Origin of the sequence: Neobacillus sp. B4I6, assembly GCF_050434045.1 — a bacterium.
GTDB lineage: Bacteria > Bacillota > Bacilli > Bacillales > Cytobacillaceae > Neobacillus.
In genome coordinates this window covers 2,852,821-2,876,109 of the sequence record NZ_JBNPWB010000002.1, presented here as the reverse complement: position 1 = coordinate 2,876,109, position 23,289 = coordinate 2,852,821, and the positions used below count along the sequence as shown (strand labels likewise).

Genomic DNA, 23,289 nt, shown 5'->3' with positions numbered 1-23,289 from the left:
CAAAAGTAAGAGGAGGTGTGAACGATGCAAACGCTAAAAGATGGAGTTTTGACATTATCTGGTTCGGTGATTGCCATTGGTGCTTTTGATGGAGTCCATAAAGGACATCAAGCCGTGATTAAGCAAGCTGTGGAAAAGAGTCGGGTTTATCAGGTTCCTAGCGTTGTATATACTTTCGACCCGCCTCCTCGAAATTTTTTTAAGGGAGTTCAAATTTTGTCACCAATTCAGGAAAAGGTCAGCAGGATAGCGAAGTTAGGTGTGGATTATATCATCGTTGCCAGCTTTGATGAATGGTATGCCACCCGTCCCCCTGAAGATTTTATTTGTGAATTATCTATGCTTAACCCGGTAGAGATTTCAGTTGGTTCTGATTTTCATTTTGGAAAAAACAGAGCTGGGGATGTAAATCTTTTAGAAAAGTATTTTCATATTAATATCACTCCCCCAGTTTATTGTAAGGGCGGAAAACTTATTTCATCGACAAGAATCCGTCAGTTAATTGCAGAGGGAGATTTCCAGCAGTCCTATTCATTACTTGGAATGTAAACTGGAATATAGTAAATGAGTTTATGTGATAACTACTCAGCATTAGAAGGGGGTTCACTCTATGAAGTTATTAGGAATTTCAGGCACAATTATTGGAGCAAAGACAAGTATTGTTGTTCAAAAGGTATTAGAGGAAGTCAAGAAACATAATCCAAACGTTGAAGTAGAATTGTTGGATTTAAGAGATTATGATGTGCAGTTCTGTGATGGACGAAATCCTTCAGCCTATACAGGTGACACGAAAAAAGTTCTCGATATTGTTAATTCTGCTGACTTCTATATTATCGGAACTCCGATTTTCCAGGGATCATTAGCAGGTCCACTCAAAAATTTATTTGATTTAATTAATCCACAGGATATTCGCAACAAAGTAATTGGTTTTGTTGCAACAGGTGGAACGTACCAGCATTTCCTTGTGATTGAAAATCAATTGAAGCCAATCGCAGGATTTTTCCGGGCTTTTGTGGCACCAGGTTATGTCTATGTCAATAATGATCATTTTAATAAAGAAAATGAAATTATCGATTCTGAGGTTCTTACTAGAATTACTGCGTTAGCCAAAGAAGTCGTCTTCATGCAGGAGGCATTAAAATCAACAGAGGAAAAATTTGCAACAATAAATGGATAAGCTTTTGTATTTAAAGTTGAGAGGAGAAGATTTTATGACAAACCCATTAAAACCAATTAACCTTTGGGGATTTATTGAAGAAAATAAGGATTTACTTAAGCCGCCAGTAAATAATAAAGTAGTTTGGAAGAATTCTGAACTAATGTTCATGGTCCTCGGAGGTCCAAACAAACGACGTGATTTTCATGTGGACCCATCTGAAGAGATATTTTATCAATTAAAAGGTGATTGCTACGTTGAAATTATTAATGGGGAAGGTAAAAGAGAAGTAATTACGGTGAGAGAAGGAGAAGTATTTCATCTCCCTCCAAATGTTCCCCACTCCCCACATCGGGTCGCTGATACAATTGGAATCGTTATTGAACGTGACAGAGCTGAAGGGGAATTAGAGGATTTTGTTTGGTTCTGTGATGAATGTGATCATGAAATGCACCGAGTTTCCGTCCAATTAACGAATATCGAAGTGCAGGTAAAAGAAGCAATTCATGGATTTAACAGTAATTTAGAATTGCGAACTTGTAAGAACTGTGGACACATCATGGCCGAAGAAGCGAGTGAATGGAAATGCGAGTAGATTTTCATACACATATCATTCCTGAAAATTTTCCAGACTTTACGAAAAAGTACCAAAACGATAAGTGGCCAGTACTCCAGCCTACTTGCTCTTGCGGTGCTAATATAATGGTGGCTGGGAAGGTTTTTCGAGAAGTGACCGACCAAGTTTGGAGTCCAGAAAAAAGGTTTCACGATATGGATGTAGAAAATGTAGATATACAAGTTTTATCGCCAATTCCTGTAACGTTTTCCTATTGGGCGCCTACAGAAGAAGCGGTAGTTATGGCTAGATTTCAAAATGATTTCATCGCTGAAACAGTAGCCCAGCATCCCACCAAGTTTATTGGTTTAGGGACGGTTCCGCTGCAAAATGTCGAAGAAGCGATTCGTGAACTAGACCGCTGTATACATCAACTTGGCTTAAAAGGGATTGAGATTGGCACAAACATTAATGGCAAAAATTTAGACGATGAATCATTAATTGATTTCTTTGCGATGTGTGAGAAATGGAATGTTCCAATATTTGTTCATCCATGGGAAACACTGGGTGGAGATCGTTTTTCCTCCCATAACTTAATGTATACGGTTGGAATGCCAAGTGAAACAGCATTGGCTGCAGCAAGTCTGATCCTAGGAGGTGTCATTGAGAAATTTCCAAAACTTAAAATTTGTTTTTCTCATGGAGGCGGGTCACTTCCTTACATTCTCCCTAGACTTGATCATGGTTGGAATGTTTGGCCGCATTTGCAGCTCACGGCGCATCCTCCAAGTTTTTATGCCAAGAAATTTTTCTATGATTCAATCGTAAATAACCCTGTAAATATTAAATTCTTAGTCGAAAAATTTGGTGCTGAACAAGTCATCATGGGATCGGATTACCCATTCTTACTACGGGAAACTCCACCAGGGAAGATTATTGATGACACCTTAACACTAAGCGAAGAACAGAAAAGAGCAATGTTAGGTGAAAATGCACTAAGATTTTTAAATATACCGGTTAATTTATTAATTTAATAGGAAATGAGATGAGAAGATGATAGACAAGGTGATCACCCCAGAGGAGAGATTAGAGGAACTTGGATTAAAGCTTCCAGCACTCCGGCCCGCATCTGGTAATTATGTAAGTTGTGTTCGGACAGGGAATCTTATTTTCACATCAGGACAAGGTACAGATGAATACCGTGGAAAACTTGGTGAAGATGTATCGATAGAAGTAGGCTATCAAGCAGCAAGACAATGTATGCTTAATCTATTAGCAGTAGTCAAAAATGAACTGGGTGACCTTAGCAAAGTGAAAAGGATTGTTAAAATCCTTGGTATGGTTAACAGCACGCACGATTTTAAAGACCATCCTAAAGTAATGAATGGATCCTCCGATTTGTTGGTAGAAGTGTTTGGTGAAAAGGGAAGGCATGCGAGATCAGCAGTAGGGATGTCCCAGCTGCCACACAATAACGCTGTTGAAGTTGAGATGATTGTAGAAGTTGAGGATGGTGATCTCGGTGAGTAAAGTCCTAGAAAAACAACTTCAAATTAACGATGCCAAGCTTTTTATTAATGGAGAATATGTAAGCGCTATTTCAGGAGAAACCTTTGGCACGACTAATCCAGCCACGAATCAAAAATTAGCTGCTGTCGCTAGTGCAAGTGAGCAAGATGTAGAAAGAGCGATTCAGGTCGCAAAGCGTACCTATGATAGTGGTATTTGGAGTAAAATGCCAGTCGAAGAAAGAGCAAAGATCTTGTGCAGAATGGCAGATCTTGTCATGGATCGTGTCGAAGAGTTAGCGCTAATTGAAACATTAGATGTGGGTAAGCCCATTAGAGAAAGCAGAGATTTTGATATCCCGCGTGCCGCATCAAACTTAAGATTCTTTGCAGAAATGGCAAAATACATTAATCACGAGCATTACGAACAATCCAAGCATATGAGCTATACCAAATATTCACCAGCAGGTGTCACAAGCTTGATCATTCCTTGGAATTTACCATTCATGCAAATGACTTGGAAAGTCTCAGCTGCGTTAGCTGCTGGTAATACGGTGATCGTTAAGCCTGCTTCCTATACACCACTCAGTGCGGTCATGTTGGGTGAAATTGCCAACGAAGCAGGATTACCGCCAGGCGTGTTGAATATACTAACAGGTCCAGGAGGAACAGTAGGAACGGCAATGACCACTCATCCATACGTTCGCAGGATTTCTTTTGTAGGGGAGAGTTCCACTGGTAAAACAGTTATGAGAAATGCAGCATCCCAGTTAATTCCGGTATCATTAGAATTAGGTGGTAAATCCGCCAATATCGTATTTGAGGATGCCGACTTAGATGAAGCAGTCGCAGGCTCAATTGAAGCAATTTTTAGAAATCAAGGGGAAATCTGCTTAGCCGGTTCTCGACTATTGGTGCAAGAATCGGTTTATGATAAATTCCTAGAAAAATTTGTTACTGCTGCTAAGAACATCAAAGTGGGCGATCCATTGGATGAAACTACGGATATGGGTGCACTTATATCAAAAGGTCACTTAGAAACGGTTGACAACTATGTGCAAATTGGAATTTCTGAAGGTGCGAAACTTGCTGCAGGCGGTAAGCGTGTGGCAGGATTGTCACAAGGAAACTTTTACGAGCCAACCGTGCTCTATGATGTAAATAACAAAATGAGAGTTGCACAGGAAGAAATCTTTGGCCCGGTATTAGTCGTCATTCCATTTAAAACGGAAGAGGAAGCGATTCAAATTGCCAACGATTCGATTTATGGTTTGGCAGGAGTCGTTTGGTCAAATGATTTAAGACGTGCACATCGAGTAGCTTCTCAAATCGATTCAGGCTTATTCTGGATCAATTGCTGGTACTATCGTGATTTAAGAACGCCATTTGGTGGTTCAAAGGCGAGTGGTATTGGTCGGGAAGGCGGACGTCATAGTTTTGAATTTTACACGGAGGCCAAGACGATTACAATGAAATTATAAGAATAAAAGTAAAGGGTGGCTGAATGGCCACTTTTTATCTATTAATATAGAAAAGGAAGGTGTAGGAAGAAATGGGATTATTAGTGGAAAAGATTGCAAAAGAATTAATCGACGCAGAAAATCATCAATATTCTGTCGCACCACTAACGGAGCGCTTTTCCGAGTTGGATGTAAGCGATGCCTATCAAATCCAACTCGAAATCATCGGTAAAAAGTTAGAAGAAGGACATAAAGTGATTGGGAAAAAGGTTGGACTAACAAGTAAAGCAATGCAGCAAATGCTTGGCGTCGATGAACCTGATTACGGCCACCTTTTAGATACTATGAAAATAGCCGATGAAGCAACGATAAAAATTGCTGATTTTATCAGTCCGAAGGTTGAGGCGGAAATTGGTTTTATTTTGGAAGAAGACTTAGTTGGTCCAAATGTGAATTATCTAGATGTGTTAATGGCAACAAAATATGTAGTTCCAACCATTGAGATTATTGACAGCCGTATTTCAGATTGGAAAATCAAGTTGGTTGATACGGTGGCAGATAATGGCTCGTCAGCAAGAGTAGTCGTTGGGAAAAAGCTGAGCAAGATTGCAGGCTTGGATTTGCGAGCCCAAGGAATGGTCCTTTATAAAAATGATGAGCTTATGGCTTCGGGAACTGGAACTGCTGCTCTAGGACACCCCGCCCAAGCCGTCGCATGGTTAGCCAATAAATTGCATGAATTTGGGATTACTCTTAAAGCAGGTGAGTTAATTCTTCCCGGAGCACTTTCTGGTGCGATTGCAGTAAAAGAAGGTGACACGATACTAGCAGATTTTGGCCCATTAGGTAATGTATCTGTAACATTTAAGTAAGTAAGTTTTTTCTCGAATAAAAATTATTAAAAGTGGAGGTTCCATTATGACAATATTGCAGGGAACAGAACAAGAAATCGTAGGCTACCTATTAGCTGCAGAAAAGGAAAAGCGGGAAGTCGAAAAAATCACCACTAGTTACCCTGACTTAACATTTGAGCATGCTTATGAAATACAACAAAAATTAATCGAGCAAAAAGAAACAGGAGGGACTTCGCCGAATTGGAGTGAAACTCGGTTTAACAAGTAAGGCAAAGCAAGAGATGATGGGTGTCCATGAAGCCATCTACGGGTATTTAATGGATGATATGCTTGCACCTGAATGGGAACCAGTCCAATTTAGCAGTTTTATTCATCCCAAAGCAGAACCGGAAATTGCTTTCTTGATTAATGAAGACATCCAAGGGACAAGCGTTACAGCCGAAGATATTTTAAAGGTGACGAAATATGTGGCACCAGCGATCGAAATTATTGATAGCCGTTATTTAGATTTCAAGTTTACTCTCGTAGACGTCGTTGCGGATAACTGTTCTTCCTCCAAATTTATAGTAGGGAACAAATGGGTATCGCCGGATGCTCTAAACCTGAAAGAAATTGGCGTATACATGTCTAAGAATTCAGAGGTTGCAACAACTGGGACCAGTGCAGCCGTATTAGGAGATCCAGCTGCTGCGGTTGCTTGGGCTGTAAACAAGCTCGGAGAAACTGGGCGGGGATTGAAGAAAGGTGATATCGTTCTTAGCGGTGCGATAACGGAAGCGATTAGCTTTCAACCCGATGATACGATTTTGGCACAATTTGCAGATCTAGGCAGTGTCTCATTCTCTTGCAAATCATAGTTCCCTTCATGCCCTAATTAAAATGACACAAGATTCGAGGAGGAATAATATGCTTTTCACTTTAGAGTATGCAAAACAATTGGATCAAGAAGATATACTTAACAGATTTCGAGAAGAATTTTACATAAAGCCGAATTCCATTTATATGGACGGGAATTCATTGGGGTTGCTTTCGAAAAGAGCAGAACGGACGCTGTTGGAGTCCTTAAATGATTGGAAAGAGCATGGAATTGATGGTTGGATGAGTGGGAACCACCCTTGGTTTTTTTTATCGGAAAAATTAGGAGAGATGATGGCTCCTTTAGTAGGTGGTTCAGCAAATGAAGTGATTGTAACCGGGTCCACAACCGTCAATTTGCATCAGTTAGTTGCTACTTTTTATAAGCCAGAAGGAACAAGGACTAAAATTTTGGCTGACGAATTAACCTTTCCATCAGATATTTATGCACTTCAAAGTCAGCTGCGTATTCATGGATTTGATCCCGATACACATCTTATTCGTGTAAAAAGTCGGGATGGTCGCTTTTTAGAGGAAGAAGATATTATCGAAGCGATGACTGATGAAATTGCGCTTATCATTTTGCCGACAGTACTCTATCGAAGCGGCCAAATCTTGGATATGAAGCGTCTGACAGCTGAAGCGAACAGAAGAGGGATATTAATCGGTTTTGATGGATGTCATTCGATCGGAGCAATTCCGCATTCGTTTAGTGAATGGGGTGTAGATTTTGCGTATTGGTGCAATTATAAACATTTAAATGGTGGTCCGGGTAGTGTTGGAGGTTTATATGTGAATTCTAAACACTTTGGCACAGCCCCTGGTCTTGCCGGCTGGTTTAGTTCCAAAAAAGAGAAACAATTTGACATGGAGCATTCTTTAACACCGGCTGATTCTGCAGGAGCCTATCAAATCGGGACACCACATGTGTTGAGTCTTGCCCCTTTACTTGGCGCGTTGGAGATTTTTGCAGAAGCAGGGATTGAAAAAATCCGCGCTAAGTCACTTAAAATTAATCAATTTCTAATGAACCTACTTGAACAAGAGTTATCTGATTTGGGATTAAAAATAGGAAACCCTGTCGAAGATGTCCGTCGGGGTGGTCATGTAAGTTTAGAGCATAAAGAAGCCGCACGTATTTGTAAAGCGTTGAAAGAAAATGGTGTCATACCTGATTTCCGTGCTCCAAACATCATTCGTCTTGCGCCAGTTGCCCTTTATACCTCGTATAAAGAGGTTTGGGAAGTGGTCCAAATTCTTAAGAAAATTATGACTGATAAGCAATATGAAAAGTTTAAGAATGAACGAGAAGTTGTTGCTTAACCTAATGGAACGAGGAGGAATTATATGGCGAACAATAAAACTCATTTGAAAAATGGAAATGGTTCAGAAAATGGGTTGAAGCGTGAATTAAAAACAAATCAACTTACAATGATAGCTATGGGATGTGCGATTGGAACGGGCCTTTTCCTAGGAAGTGGACTTGCCATTAGTACAGCTGGTCCTAGTGTATTAATCAGTTATGCCATTGGTGCTTTCATTGTCTTACTTTTAATGGGATGTTTATCAGAAATGACTGTTGCCCATCCAACATCAGGGTCGTTTGGTACTATTTCTGAGAAGTATATTAGCCCGTTCGCTGGTTATCTTGTCCGCTATTCCTATTGGATTGCAAACGTACTTGCTGTTGGGGTAGAGGTAAGTGCAATCGCGGTATATATGAAGTTCTGGTTTCCAGATGTGCCTGGGTTTGTCTGGATATTATTGTTCGCAGCTGTTTTGATTTATGTAAATGCAACAAGTGTAAATACATTTGCAACATTTGAGTATTGGTTTTCAATGATCAAAATTAGTGCCATCGTGGGATTTATTCTCCTTGGAGCCTACGTTTTCCTTGGAGGTTCGGCTAAGCCGGATATGGGACCTGAAAACTTTGTGAATGACGGAGGTTTCTTACCGTTCGGCATGTGGGGAATGTGGGTCGCTATCTTTATTTCACTTTTTAGCTTTTTGGGTACAGAATTGATCGCAGTTACTGCTGGGGAAGCGAAAGATCCAGATGTTGCCGTGCCGAAAGCTCTGAAAGCAACCGTCTTCCGTTTATCGACATTTTATATTATTACTCTTGGCATCATGTTAATGATTGTTCCGTGGAAAACAGCAGGAGTTGAGGAAAGTCCTTTCGTAAAAGTGATGGAACTCTTAAATATTCCAGGCGCTAGTGGAATTATGAATTTTATTATTTTAACAGCCGCTCTTTCGGCCATGAACAGTCAGCTTTATGCATCTACTAGAATGATGTTTTCATTATCTAGAGGAAATCATGCACCAGCCTTTTTAGGACATTTAAGTAAAAAAGGCGTTCCATTGAGTGCTCTTGCCATTTCTACATTGGGGATTTTTCTTGCAGCTGCAGTAAATGCATTATTTCCAGATTCTTCCTACGCTTTTATGATGGGAATTTCTATGTTTGGTGCCATCTTCACATGGTTTATGGTGTTTGTTTCCCATTTATTTTTTAGAAAAAAGTGGGAGAAGTCAGGCGGTCGTAAATTACCAGTAAGGATGATTGGTTTTCCTTATTTGACGATTGTTGGAGCAGTCCTTCTCCTTAGTTTAATGATCACCACTTGGTTTACAGGTTTTAAAATCATGCTACAATTCGGTGTTCCTTGGTTACTGTTTTTATCTGCAGCCTATTTTATTTTTAATAAAAGAAGAAACAATCCTGAAAAGAACGAGTCAGATGCTATTCTTAACAAAAAGGTAAATTAACGTGGTAAATTCTCATAAATAACTTAACTACAATAGAATGATGGAGGTCTAATACAATGAATTCACAAGAAAAAAACACAAATAATGGACTAGAGAAAACGATTCAAACAGATTTTCAAAAAGCGATGTCATACGGGGATTATCTCCATCTTGATAAAATCTTATCCAGTCAGCATCGGCAGTCAGATCACCATGATGAAATGTTATTTATCGTTATCCATCAAGCTAGTGAATTATGGATGAAGTTGATTATTCATGAATTGTCTGCGGCGATTGAGTATATTCAAAACAACGATTTGGAGCCATCATTCAAAATCCTGTCGCGTGTTTCAAGAATTCAGCAGCAATTAATTCAGTCATGGAGTGTTCTATCGACGCTGACGCCTTCTGAGTATTTGGAGTTTAGGGATAAATTGGGTCAATCGTCAGGATTCCAGTCTTATCAGAACCGTTTGATTGAATTTGCATTAGGAAATAAAAATGTTCATACACTAGCAGTCTATCAGCACCAAACAGAGTTATACGAAAAAATGCAGGACGCTCTTCATCAACCTAGTATTTATGATGCTGCAATAAATGCTCTTGTTGCACGTGGTTTACCTATTGATCATGAGGTTCGCCATCGGGATTTGTCCAAAAACTATGAGCCGAATGCTAGTGTCGAAGAAGCATGGCTAACAGTCTATCGAAATGTCGATCAATACTGGGATTTATACGAGTTGGCAGAGAAGTTAGTAGATATTGGCAATCAACAGCAATTATGGCGCTTTAATCATATGAGTACGGTGGAAAGAATCATTGGTCATAAGCAGGGGACCGGTGGGTCGTCTGGTGTGACCTATTTAAAAAGAGTCCTAGATCAGCAATTTTTCCCAGAGCTGTGGAGTTTAAGAACAAAGCTTTAGATTGAAAAGGATGGGGTACAATAGGCCGCAAAACCTTGTTTTGCGGTTTTCTTATAAGATTAATAGGTGTTTCTGATTCCCGTAAAGAGGGAAAAATCGGCACTAAACTACTTTTAGCCCAAATTGTAATATCTTTAACAAAATTGTAATTTGTACAAGCCCTTCCGACATAGGATACACGGATGAGTATTTATGTCGTATTGGAGGGGTTAGATTGCAAAAAAAGTGGTTAATTCTTTTTGTATTTGCTTTTTTTATGTTGTCTAGTTTTTTTGTTGGTGTCCCGACAGGTTCTGCAGCTTCCAGTGGAAAATTTATTATCATTAACAAGACTATCAATCGGCTCGCATACTTTGAAAATGGTAAGTTTATAAAACAGTTCAAAGTAGGAACAGGGAGAAAAAAATCGTATACACCAGAAGGCAGGTTCAAAATTGTAGTTAAGATTAAGAACAGGCCATACTATAAGGGGCATATACCCGGTGGAGACCCTCGAAATCCACTCGGTAACCGCTGGCTCGGTTTAAATGCTCGTGGAACTTGGGGGACAACATATGCGATTCATGGTAACAACAATCCAGCCTCCATTGGAGGGTACGTAAGCAGCGGCTGTATTCGGATGTATGATAATGAGGTAGAATGGCTATTTAATCAAGTTCCAAATGGTACCACAGTCATCATCACATCGTCAGGGAAATCTTTCAATGCAATTGCGACAGCCAATGGGTATAAAGTTAATGGCGGGTCTAGTGCACCATCTGTTCCTGTTAGTTCCAGTGGAGAAATCCTTAAAAAGGGCAGTCGGGGTCCTGCCGTCCAAGAGCTTCAGCGCAAGCTGACCTCACTTGGATACAGTACGAAAGGTGTAGATGGTGTCTTTGGAGCAAACACAGATAGTGCCGTCCGCAAATTTCAACAGGCCCGTAAATTAACAGTTGATGGGGTTGTGGGGCCAGCCACGAAAAAAGTGCTTGGAATTAAATAATAAATATAAACTAGTTGCTCCAATTGATGAGCAACTTTTTTTTGTATAACAATAAAAACAAAAACACTTTATTATTACCAAAAATAAAACGGATGAAAAAGAAGAAAATTACACAAATTTAATATAAAAACCTTTACATAGAGTAAGATTTTAAATTTTTGGAGGTAATGGTATGAGTCGATTGGACAGGCTCAAGATGGAGAAAGTGGAACCGAAACATTGGAGGCAGTTCAACGAGTTATTGCGTTATGTGTTCCAAGTGACCAAAAAAGACTTACAAACAGTGGGTTGGGAGGAACGTGAAATAGCATTAGCAAAACTGCCTGTTTTGGAACAGGCAGATGTGTTGGGTTGGTTTGATGGTGAAAAATTAATCTCCCAAGTAGCTGTCTATCCCTTTCAAATAAATATTTTTGGACGAACATTTGAGATGGGAGGCTTGACAGGTGTAGGCACCTATCCGGAATACGCAAATTTGGGATTAATGAATAAGTTGATTTGGCAAGCGCTTGCAGATATGAAAGAAAGAAAACAATCGATTTCCTATTTATATCCATATTCATTACCTTTTTATCGGAAAAGGGGTTGGGAGATCATTTCCGATAAGATGACCTTCGAAGTCAAAGACTATCAATTGCCTAAGGTAAAAAAAGTGTCAGGCTATGTTGATCGGCTAACTACCGATCATCCTGATATTAAAACGGTTTACAAACTCTTTTCTAGTAAACGACATGCCGCTATGATTCGAAATAATTTGGCCTGGGAGGAGTATTGGAGATGGGATTTGGAGGATTTAACAGCAGCTGTTTATTATGATAGTTCCCACCAGCCCCAAGGGTATTTGTTGTACTGGATTTCACATGATGTGCTTCATATAAAAGAAATGGTCTATATGAATGAAGAGGCACGGATTGGACTCTGGAATTTCATAAGTGCCCATTTTTCTATGGTTTCAAAAGTTTTAGGGGCCATCTATACGGATGAACCATTGGCATTTTGGCTGGAAGACGGGGATATTAAAGAAACAATCGCACCCTATTTTATGGCAAGAATTGTGGATGTTAAACAGTTTATAAATCAATACCCGTTTAGAGAACCAGGCATAGATATAAACCTGACGATTTTGCTTAATGATCCACTACTTGAGTGGAACCAGGGGTTATTCACACTCCATGTTTCCGCCACAGGTCAGGGAGAACTAACTCAAAGTGAGGATCAGCCTCTAGTGGCTGTTGATATCCAGACACTGACGACAATGTTACTCGGGTACAAACGACCATCCTATTTGGCAGCTATCGGCCGATTAACCAGCAATGACCAAACCGTGGAGATATTGGAAAATTTAATTGAACGACAGACTCCATATTTCTCAGATTATTTTTGAATTAGATAAAGAAACAGTTAATTTCCTCTTTCGAAAAAATAAGAAAGAGGATTTTTATTAATTAATTGTTAAAAATAAATATACCAACAAAGGGCAAATATAGTTTATTATTATGGAATAATATTTTTATCTTAAAGGAGATTTTTAATGAATTTTTCTGCCAAACAAATTGTCTTTATTAGTTTTATGCTTTTTTCAATGTTTTTCGGTGCAGGTAACCTTATATTTCCACCTTTTCTGGGGCAATCAGCGGGTACTCATCTTTGGACAGCTCTTGCTGGTTTTATAGTTTCAGCTGTTGGACTACCTATTTTAGGCGTTATAGTGGTTGCAAAGGCAGGAAGTTTTAACGAGCTAAACCAAAGGGTTCATCCTTTTTTTGCTTTCATTTTCCCATTTTTGATTTATATCGCTATCGGACCTGGACTAGCTATTCCTCGTGCAGGGAGTCTTGCGTTTGAAATGGGGTTAGCTCCTTTTTTGCCAGAACATTTAGTAGGCAACCCTGTTTCTTTGTTAGTGTATAGCATCATCTTTTTTGGATTAGTGGCATGGTTGTGTATGTTTCCGTCGAAACTTATTGACCTTTTCGGGAAATTATTGACCCCTATTCTTTTGGCTTTAATTACGATTATTTTTATAAAGAGCTTAATTGACCCAATAGGTTCATTTGCAGTACCGAAGGGAAATTATGAGACAAACCCTGTATTTCAAGGGGTGTTAGATGGTTATTTAACTATGGATGCACTGGCTGCTTTAGCTTTTGGTATCGTGATAGCAAACACATTAAAAGCACAAGGTGTCCACGACGACAAGAAAAGATCTTTATACATGATGTACGCAGGATTAGGTGCTGGATTGCTGCTAACCGTGATTTATCTAATATTGGGGTATTTAGGGGCGGCAAGTTCGTCATTAGGACAAACGGAAAATGGGGCACAAATATTGACCAATGTAATGACTCATTTATTTGGTCAAAGCGGCACCTTTATTTTAGGCATAGTCTTTACAATTGCATGTTTCTGCGTGTCAATTGGTTTAGTTACTTCCTGCAGTCAATTTTTCGCAAATGCCATACCAAAAATAGATTATAAGAAGTGGGTTATTATCTTATCTGTTCTGAGTACCGCCATTGCAAATTTAGGATTAACGCAAATATTACAGATTTCTGTTCCGATACTTGGGATGATCTACCCATTGGCGATCGTAATTATCTTTTTAGGGCTCATCGATGATTTTATCAAAAGATATCCGCAGATTTATATCTTTGTTGTAAGTTTTGTTGCCCTTTTTAGTATCATAGATACGATTAATAAAACTTTCCTTGCAAATAAATGGAGTGGGGTACTTGATATTCTTCCTTTTTACATGGAAGGACTTGGGTGGATTATTCCTGCCCTTATCGGTTTAGTTGTAGGCTTTCTTTTTGGAATGTTTAGGGGAACCTCTTCGGAAGATAGAATAAAACAATAACGGTTAAATCTTCTTCATAGGATGAACAAGAAAAAACACGGCAGTGAACTAGGGCACTGAAAAAGTCTCTTAAAATTAGGTTGTGTGTCTAAATTGGCTGTTGATTTCCGCTCCCGGCGGCTTCGCTTTCCGCGGGCGTGCCGGGGAGCCTCCTCGGCGCTTTAGCGCCTGCGGGGTCACCCCTGCCCCGTACTCCCGCAGGAGTCTTCGCCGCCTTCCGCTCCAATCAACAGGTTCTTATATTAGGCTTAAAGCTTAAATTTTAAAAAAGGTATAATGCCTCATTATTAAGGGGATTATACCTTTTTTGCTCTATAATTATAGTATCAATTTTAAACGGGTGGGTGCTATGATACAAAATCAACAAAAGGAACAGTTAAACCTTCTAAAAGAAACAGTTACCGACGATATCGAACATTTGCAGAGCTCTGAAGATAAGGATGCAAAAGTAGGTCATAAAACTGCTGATTCCTCATAACCCTTCTGTATCACAAGTTTTTCGCACTAAGGAAGATGAATTTGAATTTAATAAAGATGCTGGAATGTATGTTTGTAAAGCTGGACACTTGGCTGTAAGAAAAGCTCGACAAGGAAAAAAAGGGGTAGGTAAAAATCAAGTTGATACCTACTATTTTGACATAGAAAAATGTTAAACACTGCCCGTTTAAAGAGGGATGTTATAAGGAAGGGGCTAAAAGTAAAACTTATTCTGTAAGTACAAATCAAATGAACATACAGGACAAGCAAAATTTCAAGAAAGCGAGTATTTTAAAGAAAAATCTAGAGAGCGCTATTAAATAGAGGCTAAAAATAGTTAATTAAAACACAGACACGGGTACGATGTTGCAAAATCCTCGGTTCTAATTGGCATGGAATTGCAAGGTGCCATGGCTATATTTACGGTGAATTAAAAAAAGAATATTGGAACTTATTGATTAAGATGAGGGGCAAAATGCCTCCTTTAGACTAAAAAAGACGACTCAAAATTCAAATTTTGAATTTTAAAGTCGTCTTTTTTTGGTGATGCTATTTAGGTTTTTTAAAAACTGAAGGTTTTTCAGTGCCCTCCAGTGAACAGCCGTGTTTTTCTTATATTAAAAATCGGAAAAGAGCCGATTGAGGTTATTGACGACTGATAGTGAGGAAAAAGGAAGGTTACTATAGTCAATAGGGGTTATTGACGACCGAAAGTTAACCGGCACCCTTTTACAAAAATCTACGATTGTTTTTTATCAGTTTTCTTCTCACTAAGAGCACGATAAATTTGCGTATACATACTGCCTTGAACAATATTTTGTAGGAAAAAGTCTCCAATAAGCTTTAAGTATTCCTCATCCTCAAACATTTTTTTGTTTTGTAATTCCATTTCAGCTAAGCCTTCATATTTGGTAAGTAGTGCGTATGTATGATCCTCACCTGAAACGGGTGTTAAAATCTCCACATTTTGATCATAATTCTCATTTCTGAATGTTTTTAGTTCCTTTAAATTTTCAATACCTTCTTGGAATTTATCCTGTTTGATCTCAAATGTCTGATACACAAAAATTGCCACTGGCAGCATCCCCTAGTTTTAATTTTACAAACTTATCATTACATTTCCCTTAGATTCAAAATTTATTCTTCAATCAATGCTCTTTCATTAAAGCTGTAGGTTCCACGTTGGAAATGGAAATATTTCGTTCCATTTAAAAATCTCCTCTGGTGAATAATATCAATAGAAAACCTAGATATGAAAGGATTAGGTGGAAAAATGGAATCATACCAACCAGGACAAATCGTTCATATAATTATTCGGAACCCGCATGCACAGGATGTAGCCAATATCCAAGAAGCCGCAGTTGTGCAGAATCCTGAGAACCCTGATCAACTAGCACTTTTTGTCTACGAAACCTATTACCCCTTAACAGATGAAATTGCGGTTTATTTGTCGGCAAATGAGGCGGAATCTGCTTATCAGGAGGCGTTTGGAATGGCAGAGATGGGGGATTATTATGGTTAAGCCTTTTGTTCCTCAACTCGTTTACGTTGAACCAAGTGCACTGGAATATCCACTTGGGAAAGAGTTAATTGCCAAATTTGAACATATGGGCATTGAAATAAGGGAAACAACTTCACACAATCAAATAAGAAATTTACCTGGCGATAATGATTTTCAAAAATACCGCACCGCCAAATCCACGTTAGTCATTGGGGTAAGGAAAACATTAAAGTTTGATACCTCCAAACCATCTGCAGAATATGCCATCCCGTTTGTGACAGGATGTATGGGCCATTGCCATTATTGCTATTTACAGACAACTATGGGCAGTAAACCTTATATTCGTACCTATGTCAATCTTGAAGATATTTTTGAGGCTGCAGAGAATTACATGAAAGAACGTGCACCTAATCCAACCAGGTTTGAAGCCTCCTGTACATCCGATATCGTAGGCGTTGACCATTTGACCCATACATTAAAAAAGGCGATAGAGTTTTTCGGACAATCTGAATATGGCAAGCTCCGCTTTGTAACTAAATTTGCTCATGTGGACCATTTACTTGATGCTAAACACAATGGAAAAACTCGTTTTCGCTTTAGTGTCAATGACGATTATATTATCAAGAACTTTGAACCGGGAACATCAAGACTGCCCGATAGAATAGTGGCAGCAGGTAAAGTGGCAGGCGCTGGGTTTCCTTTAGGTTTCATTATTGCCCCGATATATCTACACGAGGGATGGAAGGAAGGATATAAAGAAATGTTAGAAAAGCTGGAGGCGGAACTTCCGGAGTCAGCTAAACAGGATTTAACCTTTGAAATGATTCAGCATCGTTTTACAAAACCAGCTAAGCGTGTGATTCAAAAAAATTACCCGATGACAAAACTTGAACTGGATGAGTCAAAAAGGAAATGGAAATGGGGACGTTACGGGATTGGTAAATTCGTCTATACGAATGAAGAGCAAGAAGATATAAAAGATACTCTTGGCAGATATATTAACACCTATTTTCCGCAAGCAAAAATAGAATATTTCACATAGAAAAAGAGGGATTCAATTTGAATCCCTCTTCATCTTATGATTCAGTTGCATCTCGATTAAACGATGTCACTTGTTTTTCGCCGCTTTCATTAAGTTCGCTATCTCGTTTTATACGACCTTTGCCAACAGCAAGAGCCACAAAAACCCCGACTGCGATAAAGATGAGCCCTGTCAAGAATACCGTAGAAAAAGAATCTGACCATGCTATTTGAATGGCATGAATAACGCTTTTCTGAATTTCTTCTGGCATTTTTAATAGACTCGGATTAAGCAGCAAACTAAATAGTGAATCCGTTTATTCTGAAAGAGCTTGTAATGCTTGGTGAGCTATTGGATTTTCAGCATCATTAGCTGCAGTAACCATTTTTCCTTTAAGCGTGTGATTCATAATAGAATTTAAAACGGTAATCCCAATTGTTCCACCTATGGAGCGAAAGAAGGTGGAAGCTGATGTAACAGTTCCCAGTTGGGATTTTGGAAATTCATTTTGAATAGCAATCATTAATGTTGGCATCACTAAGCCCATACCTAAGCCAAGAACCACCATATACGCATAAGCAGTAAATTCGTTTGAATCGATGCCCATTGTACTCATTAAAAAGAATCCTAAAGCACCAAGAAGCATACCTGAAGTTAATACTGTACGGAAAGTAAATCTCAATAACAACTGACCGCCAACAACACTGGCAGCGATCATGGCAATCATCATTGGAGTCATTGTAGATCCAGCCTGGGTTGGTGAAACGCCAAGAATACCTTGCATATACATAGGTACGAACATAATCGCACCAAACATCCCAAGACCAAGCAAAAATCCTAATGCATTCATTGTTGCAAAAATTCGATTTTTAAAGAATGAAAGGTCCAGTATAGGTTCAGCAGCTTTTCGCTCAATAAATCCGAATATGATAAGCAGTAAAATTGAACCACCGAAAATTAGGATGGATGTGGTTGAAGCCCATTCAAATTTATCCCCGCCGAATGTTAAACCAAGTAATAATAATACGATCGCAGGAATTAAGGTGATTATCCCTAAATAATCGATATTAACTTTGTCTTTTTTCTCAATTGATTCGTGCTTTAATCCCATAAAGATTAAAATAGCGGAAAGTAGTCCAAAGGGAACATTAATTAGGAAAATCCAGTGCCAACTAATGCTATCCACAATAAGTCCGCCTAAGAAAGGACCGATAACTGAACTTAACCCAAACAACCCACCAAAAATCCCTTGCCATTTAGCCCGTTGTTCAGCTGTAAAGATGTCCCCAATGATTGTCTGAGAAAGGGGCATAATCATCCCGCCGCCGATACCCTGAAGACCTCTATAGATGACTAGTTGTTCCATAGATGTTGCAGTGGCACAAAGACCTGAACCAATAATAAAGATAATGGTTCCAAGTAAATAGAGGAATCTTCTCCCGTAAAGGTCAGATAGTTTTCCAACTATCGGAACCACTGTTGTTGAAGTAATCATATAAGCTGTTGTAACCCACGCAAATATGGTAAAGCCATTTAACTCAGAGATGATTGTAGGCATTGCAGTTCCTACGATTGTTTGCTCTAGTGCACTGAAAAACATACCGATAATTAAACCGGTTATGACTAATTTTGTATTTATTCTTTTCTCTTCTATCGCCATAATTATTTCTCCTATCTCGATGTTATAAAAAGACTAATGACTATATCGTCATAAAATATACACTATAACTGGCCGGTCAGTCAATCATTTTCGCATCGAGAGGAAATATGTATCCATTTCCTCTATAACTCAAAACCATAAAAGGAAGCAATTTCGTTCCTGTATTTTTCAAGTGATGAAATTCCTTTAAAGTTTGAAAGCATTCCTTTTATTACTGGAATACGTGGGCTTTTCTTGGTGATTTCCTCTTCAAGGACCTCAATTGAGATTTCTAACGCTTCTTTATTTTCCATCTGCTCTATTTCAGTTCTCATTTTTTGAACGATCGTAATTACATTAGTAGTTTCAAAACAATGCTTGGAACTTTTTAATATTTTCCCGAGTTTCTGCTCAGTTATGAAGGGTTTATCTGTGGTAATCTCTTTTACAATACTATCCATCCTTTTCAATAAAAAGTGGGATAGTTCCTCAATCTCAAACTCCTTTGGTTCGAGTATTAATAACCCTAAATAGGATTTAAACAAACCCTCAAGAATTAACGCAAGATCAATTGAAAAAGTTTCCGTGTCCGGTCCATAAATAGAAACTAATCCTTTACGATATAATAAATGAGATTCAAAGCGCTTTTTGAAAAAAAGTTTCTTAATTTCTTCATTTCTTGGGATGGCTTGTTCTTTGGAGAGCATGATTAAAAACTCTTTATGTCCAATAAAGGTTCCGAAAAAAGCAGTGAGTTGCTTGATGAATTTTTCTCGGGGAGATAAACCCTGGTTTTCAAAATCTAACAGACTTGAATCGATGGTCTCGAATATATATTCCAATATTGCGTGTAATAAATCATCCTTTGACTTAAAATGTAGGTAGAAAGCTCCTTTAGAAATACCGCTTTCTGTTGCAATTTCTTGTATTGAAGTAGAGGAAAAACCTTTTTGAGCAAAAAGCTTCATCCCTGATTTTATGATTACTTTCTCCTTTTCCGTCAAAATAAACCCTCCATTAATTGATTTCCCTATTTTAAAAATTTATTATCATTGACTTATGACCGATTGGTCAGTATTATTATGTCTAATGTGACCGTATAGTCAATCCTATTCCAATCAAACCAAAATGTCAACAAGGCATAATAAGGAGAGAAGTATGAAAAAAATCATTAAGTTTTCATTGAAAAACAAATTTGCCGTATGGCTGTTAACCATTATTATTACAATTGCTGGATTGTATTCAGGAATGAACATGAAACTCGAAACTATTCCAAATATCAACACACCACTTGTTTCAATTTTGGCGGTATATCCAAGTGCGACGCCAGAACAAGTTGCTGAAAAAGTTACAGAACCAATTGAAAAACGAGTGAAGAATTTAGACGGGGTTTCTGTTGTTAGTTCCTCTTCGTTTCAAAATGCTTCATCTATACAAATAGAATACAATTTTGATAAAGATATGGAAAAAGCTCAAAATGAAGTAAAAGAAGCATTAAGCAATTTAGAACTTCCTGATGGAGTGGAGGCACCAAAAGTTTCCCGGATGAGTTTCTCAAGCTTTCCAGTCATGTCCTTAAGTATTACAAATTCAGAACAATCTTTGGCAGGATTAACAAAAACAGCTGAAGAGGAGATCATTCCAGAACTTGAGGGTGTTGAAGGAGTATCAACCGTTCAAATATCAGGGCAGCAAGTTGACGAAGTTCAATTGAAATTTGATGAAACTAAATTAAAGAAATATGGATTAACCGAAGAAACAATAAAGAATTTAATTAAAGCTACAGACGTTAAATTTCCATTAGGTTTATACACATTTAAAGATACGCAAAAGTCAGTTGTCATCGATGGTAATGTGACATCGATCGATGACCTAAAAGCAATAAAAATTCCCGTAGTTCCATCTACAGGTGCACCACAGCAAGGAATGACGGGTGGTCAACAAAGTCAGGTACAACAAGGTATGACAAGCGGCCAAGTTAGCCAAGGCAATCAAATAGCACAGGTTCCACCTTCGATTCCTACTGTAGACCTTAAAGATATAGCAACAATTGAAGTAGTAGGGAAAGCCGAATCTATTTCCAGGACAAATGGTGAGGAATCAATCGGTGTGCAAATTACTAGTGCACAAGATGCAAATACTGTAGATGTTGTTAACGCAGTAAAAGAAAAACTAAGTGGTTTTGAAGCTAAGATTGATGGGTTAAAAGTAACAACGATTTTTGATCAAGGGAAACCAATCGAAGAATCGGTTGCAACAATGTTAAATAAAGCGATATTTGGTGCAATCTTTGCCATGATTATCATATTGCTTTTCTTAAGAAATTTTCGGACAACAATTATTTCAGTCATTTCTATTCCTTTATCGATATTAATAGCTATTTTACTTCTTAAACAAATGGATATTACGCTAAATATGATGACACTCGGGGCAATGACAGTTGCGATCGGTCGAGTTATTGATGATTCAATTGTTGTCATCGAAAATATATTTAGACGAATGTCTCTTAAAAATGAAACGCTTAGTGGTAAGGAATTAATTGTGGCGGCCACTAGAGAAATGTTTATGCCGATCTTTTCTTCAACGATTGTAACAATTGCTGTATTCCTGCCATTAGGATTAGTAAAAGGTCCAGTAGGGGAGATGTTCTTACCATTTGCATTAACAATCGTCTTCGCATTAATGGCTTCTCTTTTAGTAGCCATTACAATTGTACCAATGATGGCTCATTCTTTATTTAAAAAAGGGATATCATTAAAACAAGAGCATGTTGCAAATAAACCTGGTAAATTAGCTTCTAATTATAAAAAGGTTCTTAATTTTTCGTTAAACCATAAAATTATTACCTTTGGGTTAGCTATCTTACTGTTAGTTGGCAGCTTGTTCCTTGTACCGGTCATTGGGGTAAGTTTCCTTCCTTCTGATGAACAGAAAATGGTTGTTGCCACATACAAACCGGCACCAGGCCAAACATTGGATGAAGTTGAGAGGATTGCAACAGAAGCAGAAGAATTTTTTGAGGAAAGAACAGGAGTAAAAACCATTCAGTTTTCTGTTGGCGGAGAAAATCCAATGAATCCAGGGCAAAGTAATTCTGCCATGTTTTTTGTTGAATATGACAAAGATACTAAAAACTTTTCACATGAAACCGAAAAGGTTATCAATGACCTAAAGAAACGAAAAGATAAAGGTGAATGGGCAAGCCAAGATTTTTCTGGCATGGGATCATCGAATGCTCTAACGTTTAACGTCTATGGTGACAATATGGATGAAATTGAACCAGTCGTGAACAATATATCGAAGATTTTTAAGAAAAACGAATCCCTTAGAAATGTGAAAACGAGTATCTCGGATACGTATGAAGAATACACATTAGTTCCTAATCAGGAAAAGTTAAGTCAATTAGGTCTTACTGCAGCACAGGTTGGAATGGGCCTAGCTGGAAATGGCCAACGTCAAGTATTGACAACGATTGAAAATAACGGCAAAGAAATGAATGTCTATCTAGAGGTTGAGAAAGATGAATATGAAGATATTAATGAATTGACAGATAAAACGCTTCAATCCCCTATGGGTATGACAGTTCCGATAAAGGATGTCGTCGACGTAAAAGTAGGAAACACTTCTGACACGATTACAAGGCGTGATGGCCGTATTTATGCAAGTGTAAGTGCAGAAATTACCACTAAAGATGTATCAAAAGTTTCGAAGGCAGTTCAAAAGAAAGTAGATACGTTAAAAATGCCATCGACCGTGGATATATCTGTCGGCGGTGTTTCAGAAGATATTGCTGAATCCTTTACACAGTTAGGCTTAGCAATGCTTGCAGCCATTGCAATTGTTTATCTAGTTCTCGTTATTACATTTGGTGGAGGTTTAGCACCACTAGCGATTCTATTCTCGTTGCCATTTACCATTATCGGTGGGTTATTAGGATTATTGATCGCTGGCGAAACCTTAAGTGTTTCAGCAATGATTGGCGCCTTGATGTTAATTGGGATTGTTGTAACGAATGCAATCGTATTAATTGATCGTGTCATTCATAAAGAAAATGATGGATTATCGACACGAGAAGCCCTTCTTGAGGCAGCCGGGACACGTGTTCGCCCAATTCTTATGACAGCAATTGCGACAATAGGTGCACTTATACCACTAGCAATCGGTATGGAGGGAAGTGGACTTATTTCAAAGGGATTGGGTGTCACTGTTATCGGTGGACTGACAAGTTCTACCCTGCTTACATTAGTAATTGTGCCAATTGTCTATGAAACACTAATGAAAATGAAGCGAAAAGAAAAGAAGCAAGTAGAGAAAGTTTTATAAGTAAGCAATGGTAAAACTTATTGTTGATTTTGGCACCCTGTTGATTGGAGTGGAAGGCGCGAAGACTCCTGCGGGAGAACGGGTCCGGGGAGACCCCGCAGGAGCGCAGCGACGAGGAGGCTCCCCGGACCGCCCGCGAACCGCACGCGCCTGGAACGGAAATTAACAGGCAAGTTTAACGGTACCTAAAAGTAAAATAAAATGAATAGAAACTGATTCTCCGTTAACGCATCATTAACGGTAGGGTCAGTTTCTTATTTTTTTACCGAGTCCTTGACATTTAAAAAAAAAGGAGTATAGTAATGTTCTTGTGTTGCCCAATTTGATTATTTTTAAAATATTCATGGATTGTTCATATTTAAATGCTAATATAGATGATAGACTATTTGGAAACAGTATCTACCCATTAAATTTAAA

General features: G+C 38.4%; 18 protein-coding genes and 3 pseudogenes. 18 read left to right on the top strand and 3 right to left on the bottom strand.

Translation table 11 applies throughout. The features are described from left to right. Window positions 1–24: 24 nt before the first annotated feature. From QF028_RS16245 to QF028_RS16175, 15 genes and pseudogenes are all read left to right on the top strand, one after another. Window positions 25–549 (top strand): FAD synthetase, encoded by a 525-nt coding sequence (locus QF028_RS16245; RefSeq protein ID WP_429466909.1) that lies wholly within the window; start codon window positions 25–27, stop codon window positions 547–549. Between the two features lie 61 nt (window positions 550–610). Further along, window positions 611–1,177, top strand: a complete 567-nt coding sequence (locus tag QF028_RS16240; protein WP_429466907.1) for an NADPH-dependent FMN reductase — start codon at window positions 611–613, stop codon at window positions 1,175–1,177. Between the two features lie 34 nt (window positions 1,178–1,211). After that, on the top strand, window positions 1,212–1,751 hold the full coding sequence (locus QF028_RS16235; protein WP_215003378.1) for a 3-hydroxyanthranilate 3,4-dioxygenase: 540 nt from the start codon (window positions 1,212–1,214) through the stop codon (window positions 1,749–1,751). After that, window positions 1,742–2,746 (top strand): amidohydrolase family protein, encoded by a 1,005-nt coding sequence (locus QF028_RS16230; RefSeq protein ID WP_429472380.1) that lies wholly within the window; start codon window positions 1,742–1,744, stop codon window positions 2,744–2,746. The genes QF028_RS16235 and QF028_RS16230 overlap by 10 nt, the downstream gene beginning before the upstream one ends. A gap of 22 nt (window positions 2,747–2,768) precedes the next feature. After that, window positions 2,769–3,242 (top strand): RidA family protein, encoded by a 474-nt coding sequence (locus QF028_RS16225; RefSeq protein ID WP_168246059.1) that lies wholly within the window; start codon window positions 2,769–2,771, stop codon window positions 3,240–3,242. Then, window positions 3,223–4,701 (top strand): aldehyde dehydrogenase, encoded by a 1,479-nt coding sequence (locus QF028_RS16220; protein WP_429466904.1) that lies wholly within the window; start codon window positions 3,223–3,225, stop codon window positions 4,699–4,701. Before QF028_RS16225 ends, QF028_RS16220 begins: the two co-directional genes overlap by 20 nt. A 71-nt stretch (window positions 4,702–4,772) precedes the next feature. Then, on the top strand, window positions 4,773–5,552 hold the full coding sequence (locus QF028_RS16215; protein ID WP_429466902.1) for a 2-keto-4-pentenoate hydratase: 780 nt from the start codon (window positions 4,773–4,775) through the stop codon (window positions 5,550–5,552). Window positions 5,553–5,598: 46 nt separating this feature from the next. Beyond that, window positions 5,599–6,391: pseudogene (locus QF028_RS16210) on the top strand (2-keto-4-pentenoate hydratase). Window positions 6,392–6,440: 49 nt separating this feature from the next. Continuing rightward, window positions 6,441–7,712, top strand: coding sequence for a kynureninase (gene kynU, locus QF028_RS16205; RefSeq protein ID WP_429466900.1), 1,272 nt, complete (start codon window positions 6,441–6,443; stop codon window positions 7,710–7,712). Between the two features lie 24 nt (window positions 7,713–7,736). Next, window positions 7,737–9,164: an amino acid permease gene (locus tag QF028_RS16200; protein WP_429466898.1), complete on the top strand. Its 1,428-nt coding sequence runs from the start codon at window positions 7,737–7,739 to the stop codon at window positions 9,162–9,164. 56 nt (window positions 9,165–9,220) lie between these two features. Further along, window positions 9,221–10,069, top strand: coding sequence for a tryptophan 2,3-dioxygenase (gene kynA / locus QF028_RS16195; RefSeq protein ID WP_410883277.1), 849 nt, complete (start codon window positions 9,221–9,223; stop codon window positions 10,067–10,069). A gap of 214 nt (window positions 10,070–10,283) precedes the next feature. Continuing rightward, complete coding sequence (locus QF028_RS16190) at window positions 10,284–11,054, top strand: L,D-transpeptidase family protein (RefSeq protein ID WP_429466896.1); 771 nt, start codon at window positions 10,284–10,286, stop codon at window positions 11,052–11,054. A 172-nt stretch (window positions 11,055–11,226) separates the two neighbouring features. Further along, window positions 11,227–12,438, top strand: coding sequence for a GNAT family N-acetyltransferase (locus tag QF028_RS16185; protein ID WP_215003353.1), 1,212 nt, complete (start codon window positions 11,227–11,229; stop codon window positions 12,436–12,438). A gap of 147 nt (window positions 12,439–12,585) precedes the next feature. Continuing rightward, entirely contained in the window at window positions 12,586–13,911 is a 1,326-nt protein-coding gene (gene brnQ / locus QF028_RS16180) for a branched-chain amino acid transport system II carrier protein (protein ID WP_429466893.1), read from the top strand. A gap of 367 nt (window positions 13,912–14,278) precedes the next feature. After that, window positions 14,279–14,850 (top strand): annotated as a pseudogene (locus tag QF028_RS16175) (transposase); the annotation flags it as partial. Between the two features lie 277 nt (window positions 14,851–15,127). On the opposite strand, the gene QF028_RS16170 reads toward QF028_RS16175, so the two are convergent. Continuing rightward, window positions 15,128–15,472 (bottom strand): hypothetical protein, encoded by a 345-nt coding sequence (locus tag QF028_RS16170; RefSeq protein ID WP_374103871.1) that lies wholly within the window; start codon window positions 15,470–15,472, stop codon window positions 15,128–15,130. Between the two features lie 189 nt (window positions 15,473–15,661). Here QF028_RS16170 and QF028_RS16165 point away from each other — a divergent pair, with 189 nt between their 5' ends. Both QF028_RS16165 and splB read left to right on the top strand, forming a co-directional pair. Then, a complete protein-coding gene (locus QF028_RS16165) occupies window positions 15,662–15,910 on the top strand; it encodes a transcriptional regulator SplA domain-containing protein (RefSeq protein WP_410883270.1) in 249 nt (82 codons plus the stop codon). Continuing rightward, window positions 15,903–16,931 (top strand): spore photoproduct lyase, encoded by a 1,029-nt coding sequence (splB, locus tag QF028_RS16160; protein ID WP_410883267.1) that lies wholly within the window; start codon window positions 15,903–15,905, stop codon window positions 16,929–16,931. Before QF028_RS16165 ends, splB begins: the two co-directional genes overlap by 8 nt. 34 nt (window positions 16,932–16,965) lie before the next feature. On the opposite strand, the pseudogene QF028_RS16155 reads toward splB, so the two are convergent. Then, a pseudogene (locus QF028_RS16155) lies at window positions 16,966–18,570 on the bottom strand (MDR family MFS transporter). Window positions 18,571–18,692: 122 nt separating this feature from the next. Further along, entirely contained in the window at window positions 18,693–19,553 is an 861-nt protein-coding gene (locus tag QF028_RS16150; protein WP_429466890.1) for a TetR/AcrR family transcriptional regulator, read from the bottom strand. A 154-nt stretch (window positions 19,554–19,707) separates the two neighbouring features. Here QF028_RS16150 and QF028_RS16145 point away from each other — a divergent pair, with 154 nt between their 5' ends. Continuing rightward, window positions 19,708–22,872, top strand: coding sequence for an efflux RND transporter permease subunit (locus QF028_RS16145; RefSeq protein ID WP_429466888.1), 3,165 nt, complete (start codon window positions 19,708–19,710; stop codon window positions 22,870–22,872). Window positions 22,873–23,289: the final 417 nt, after the last annotated feature.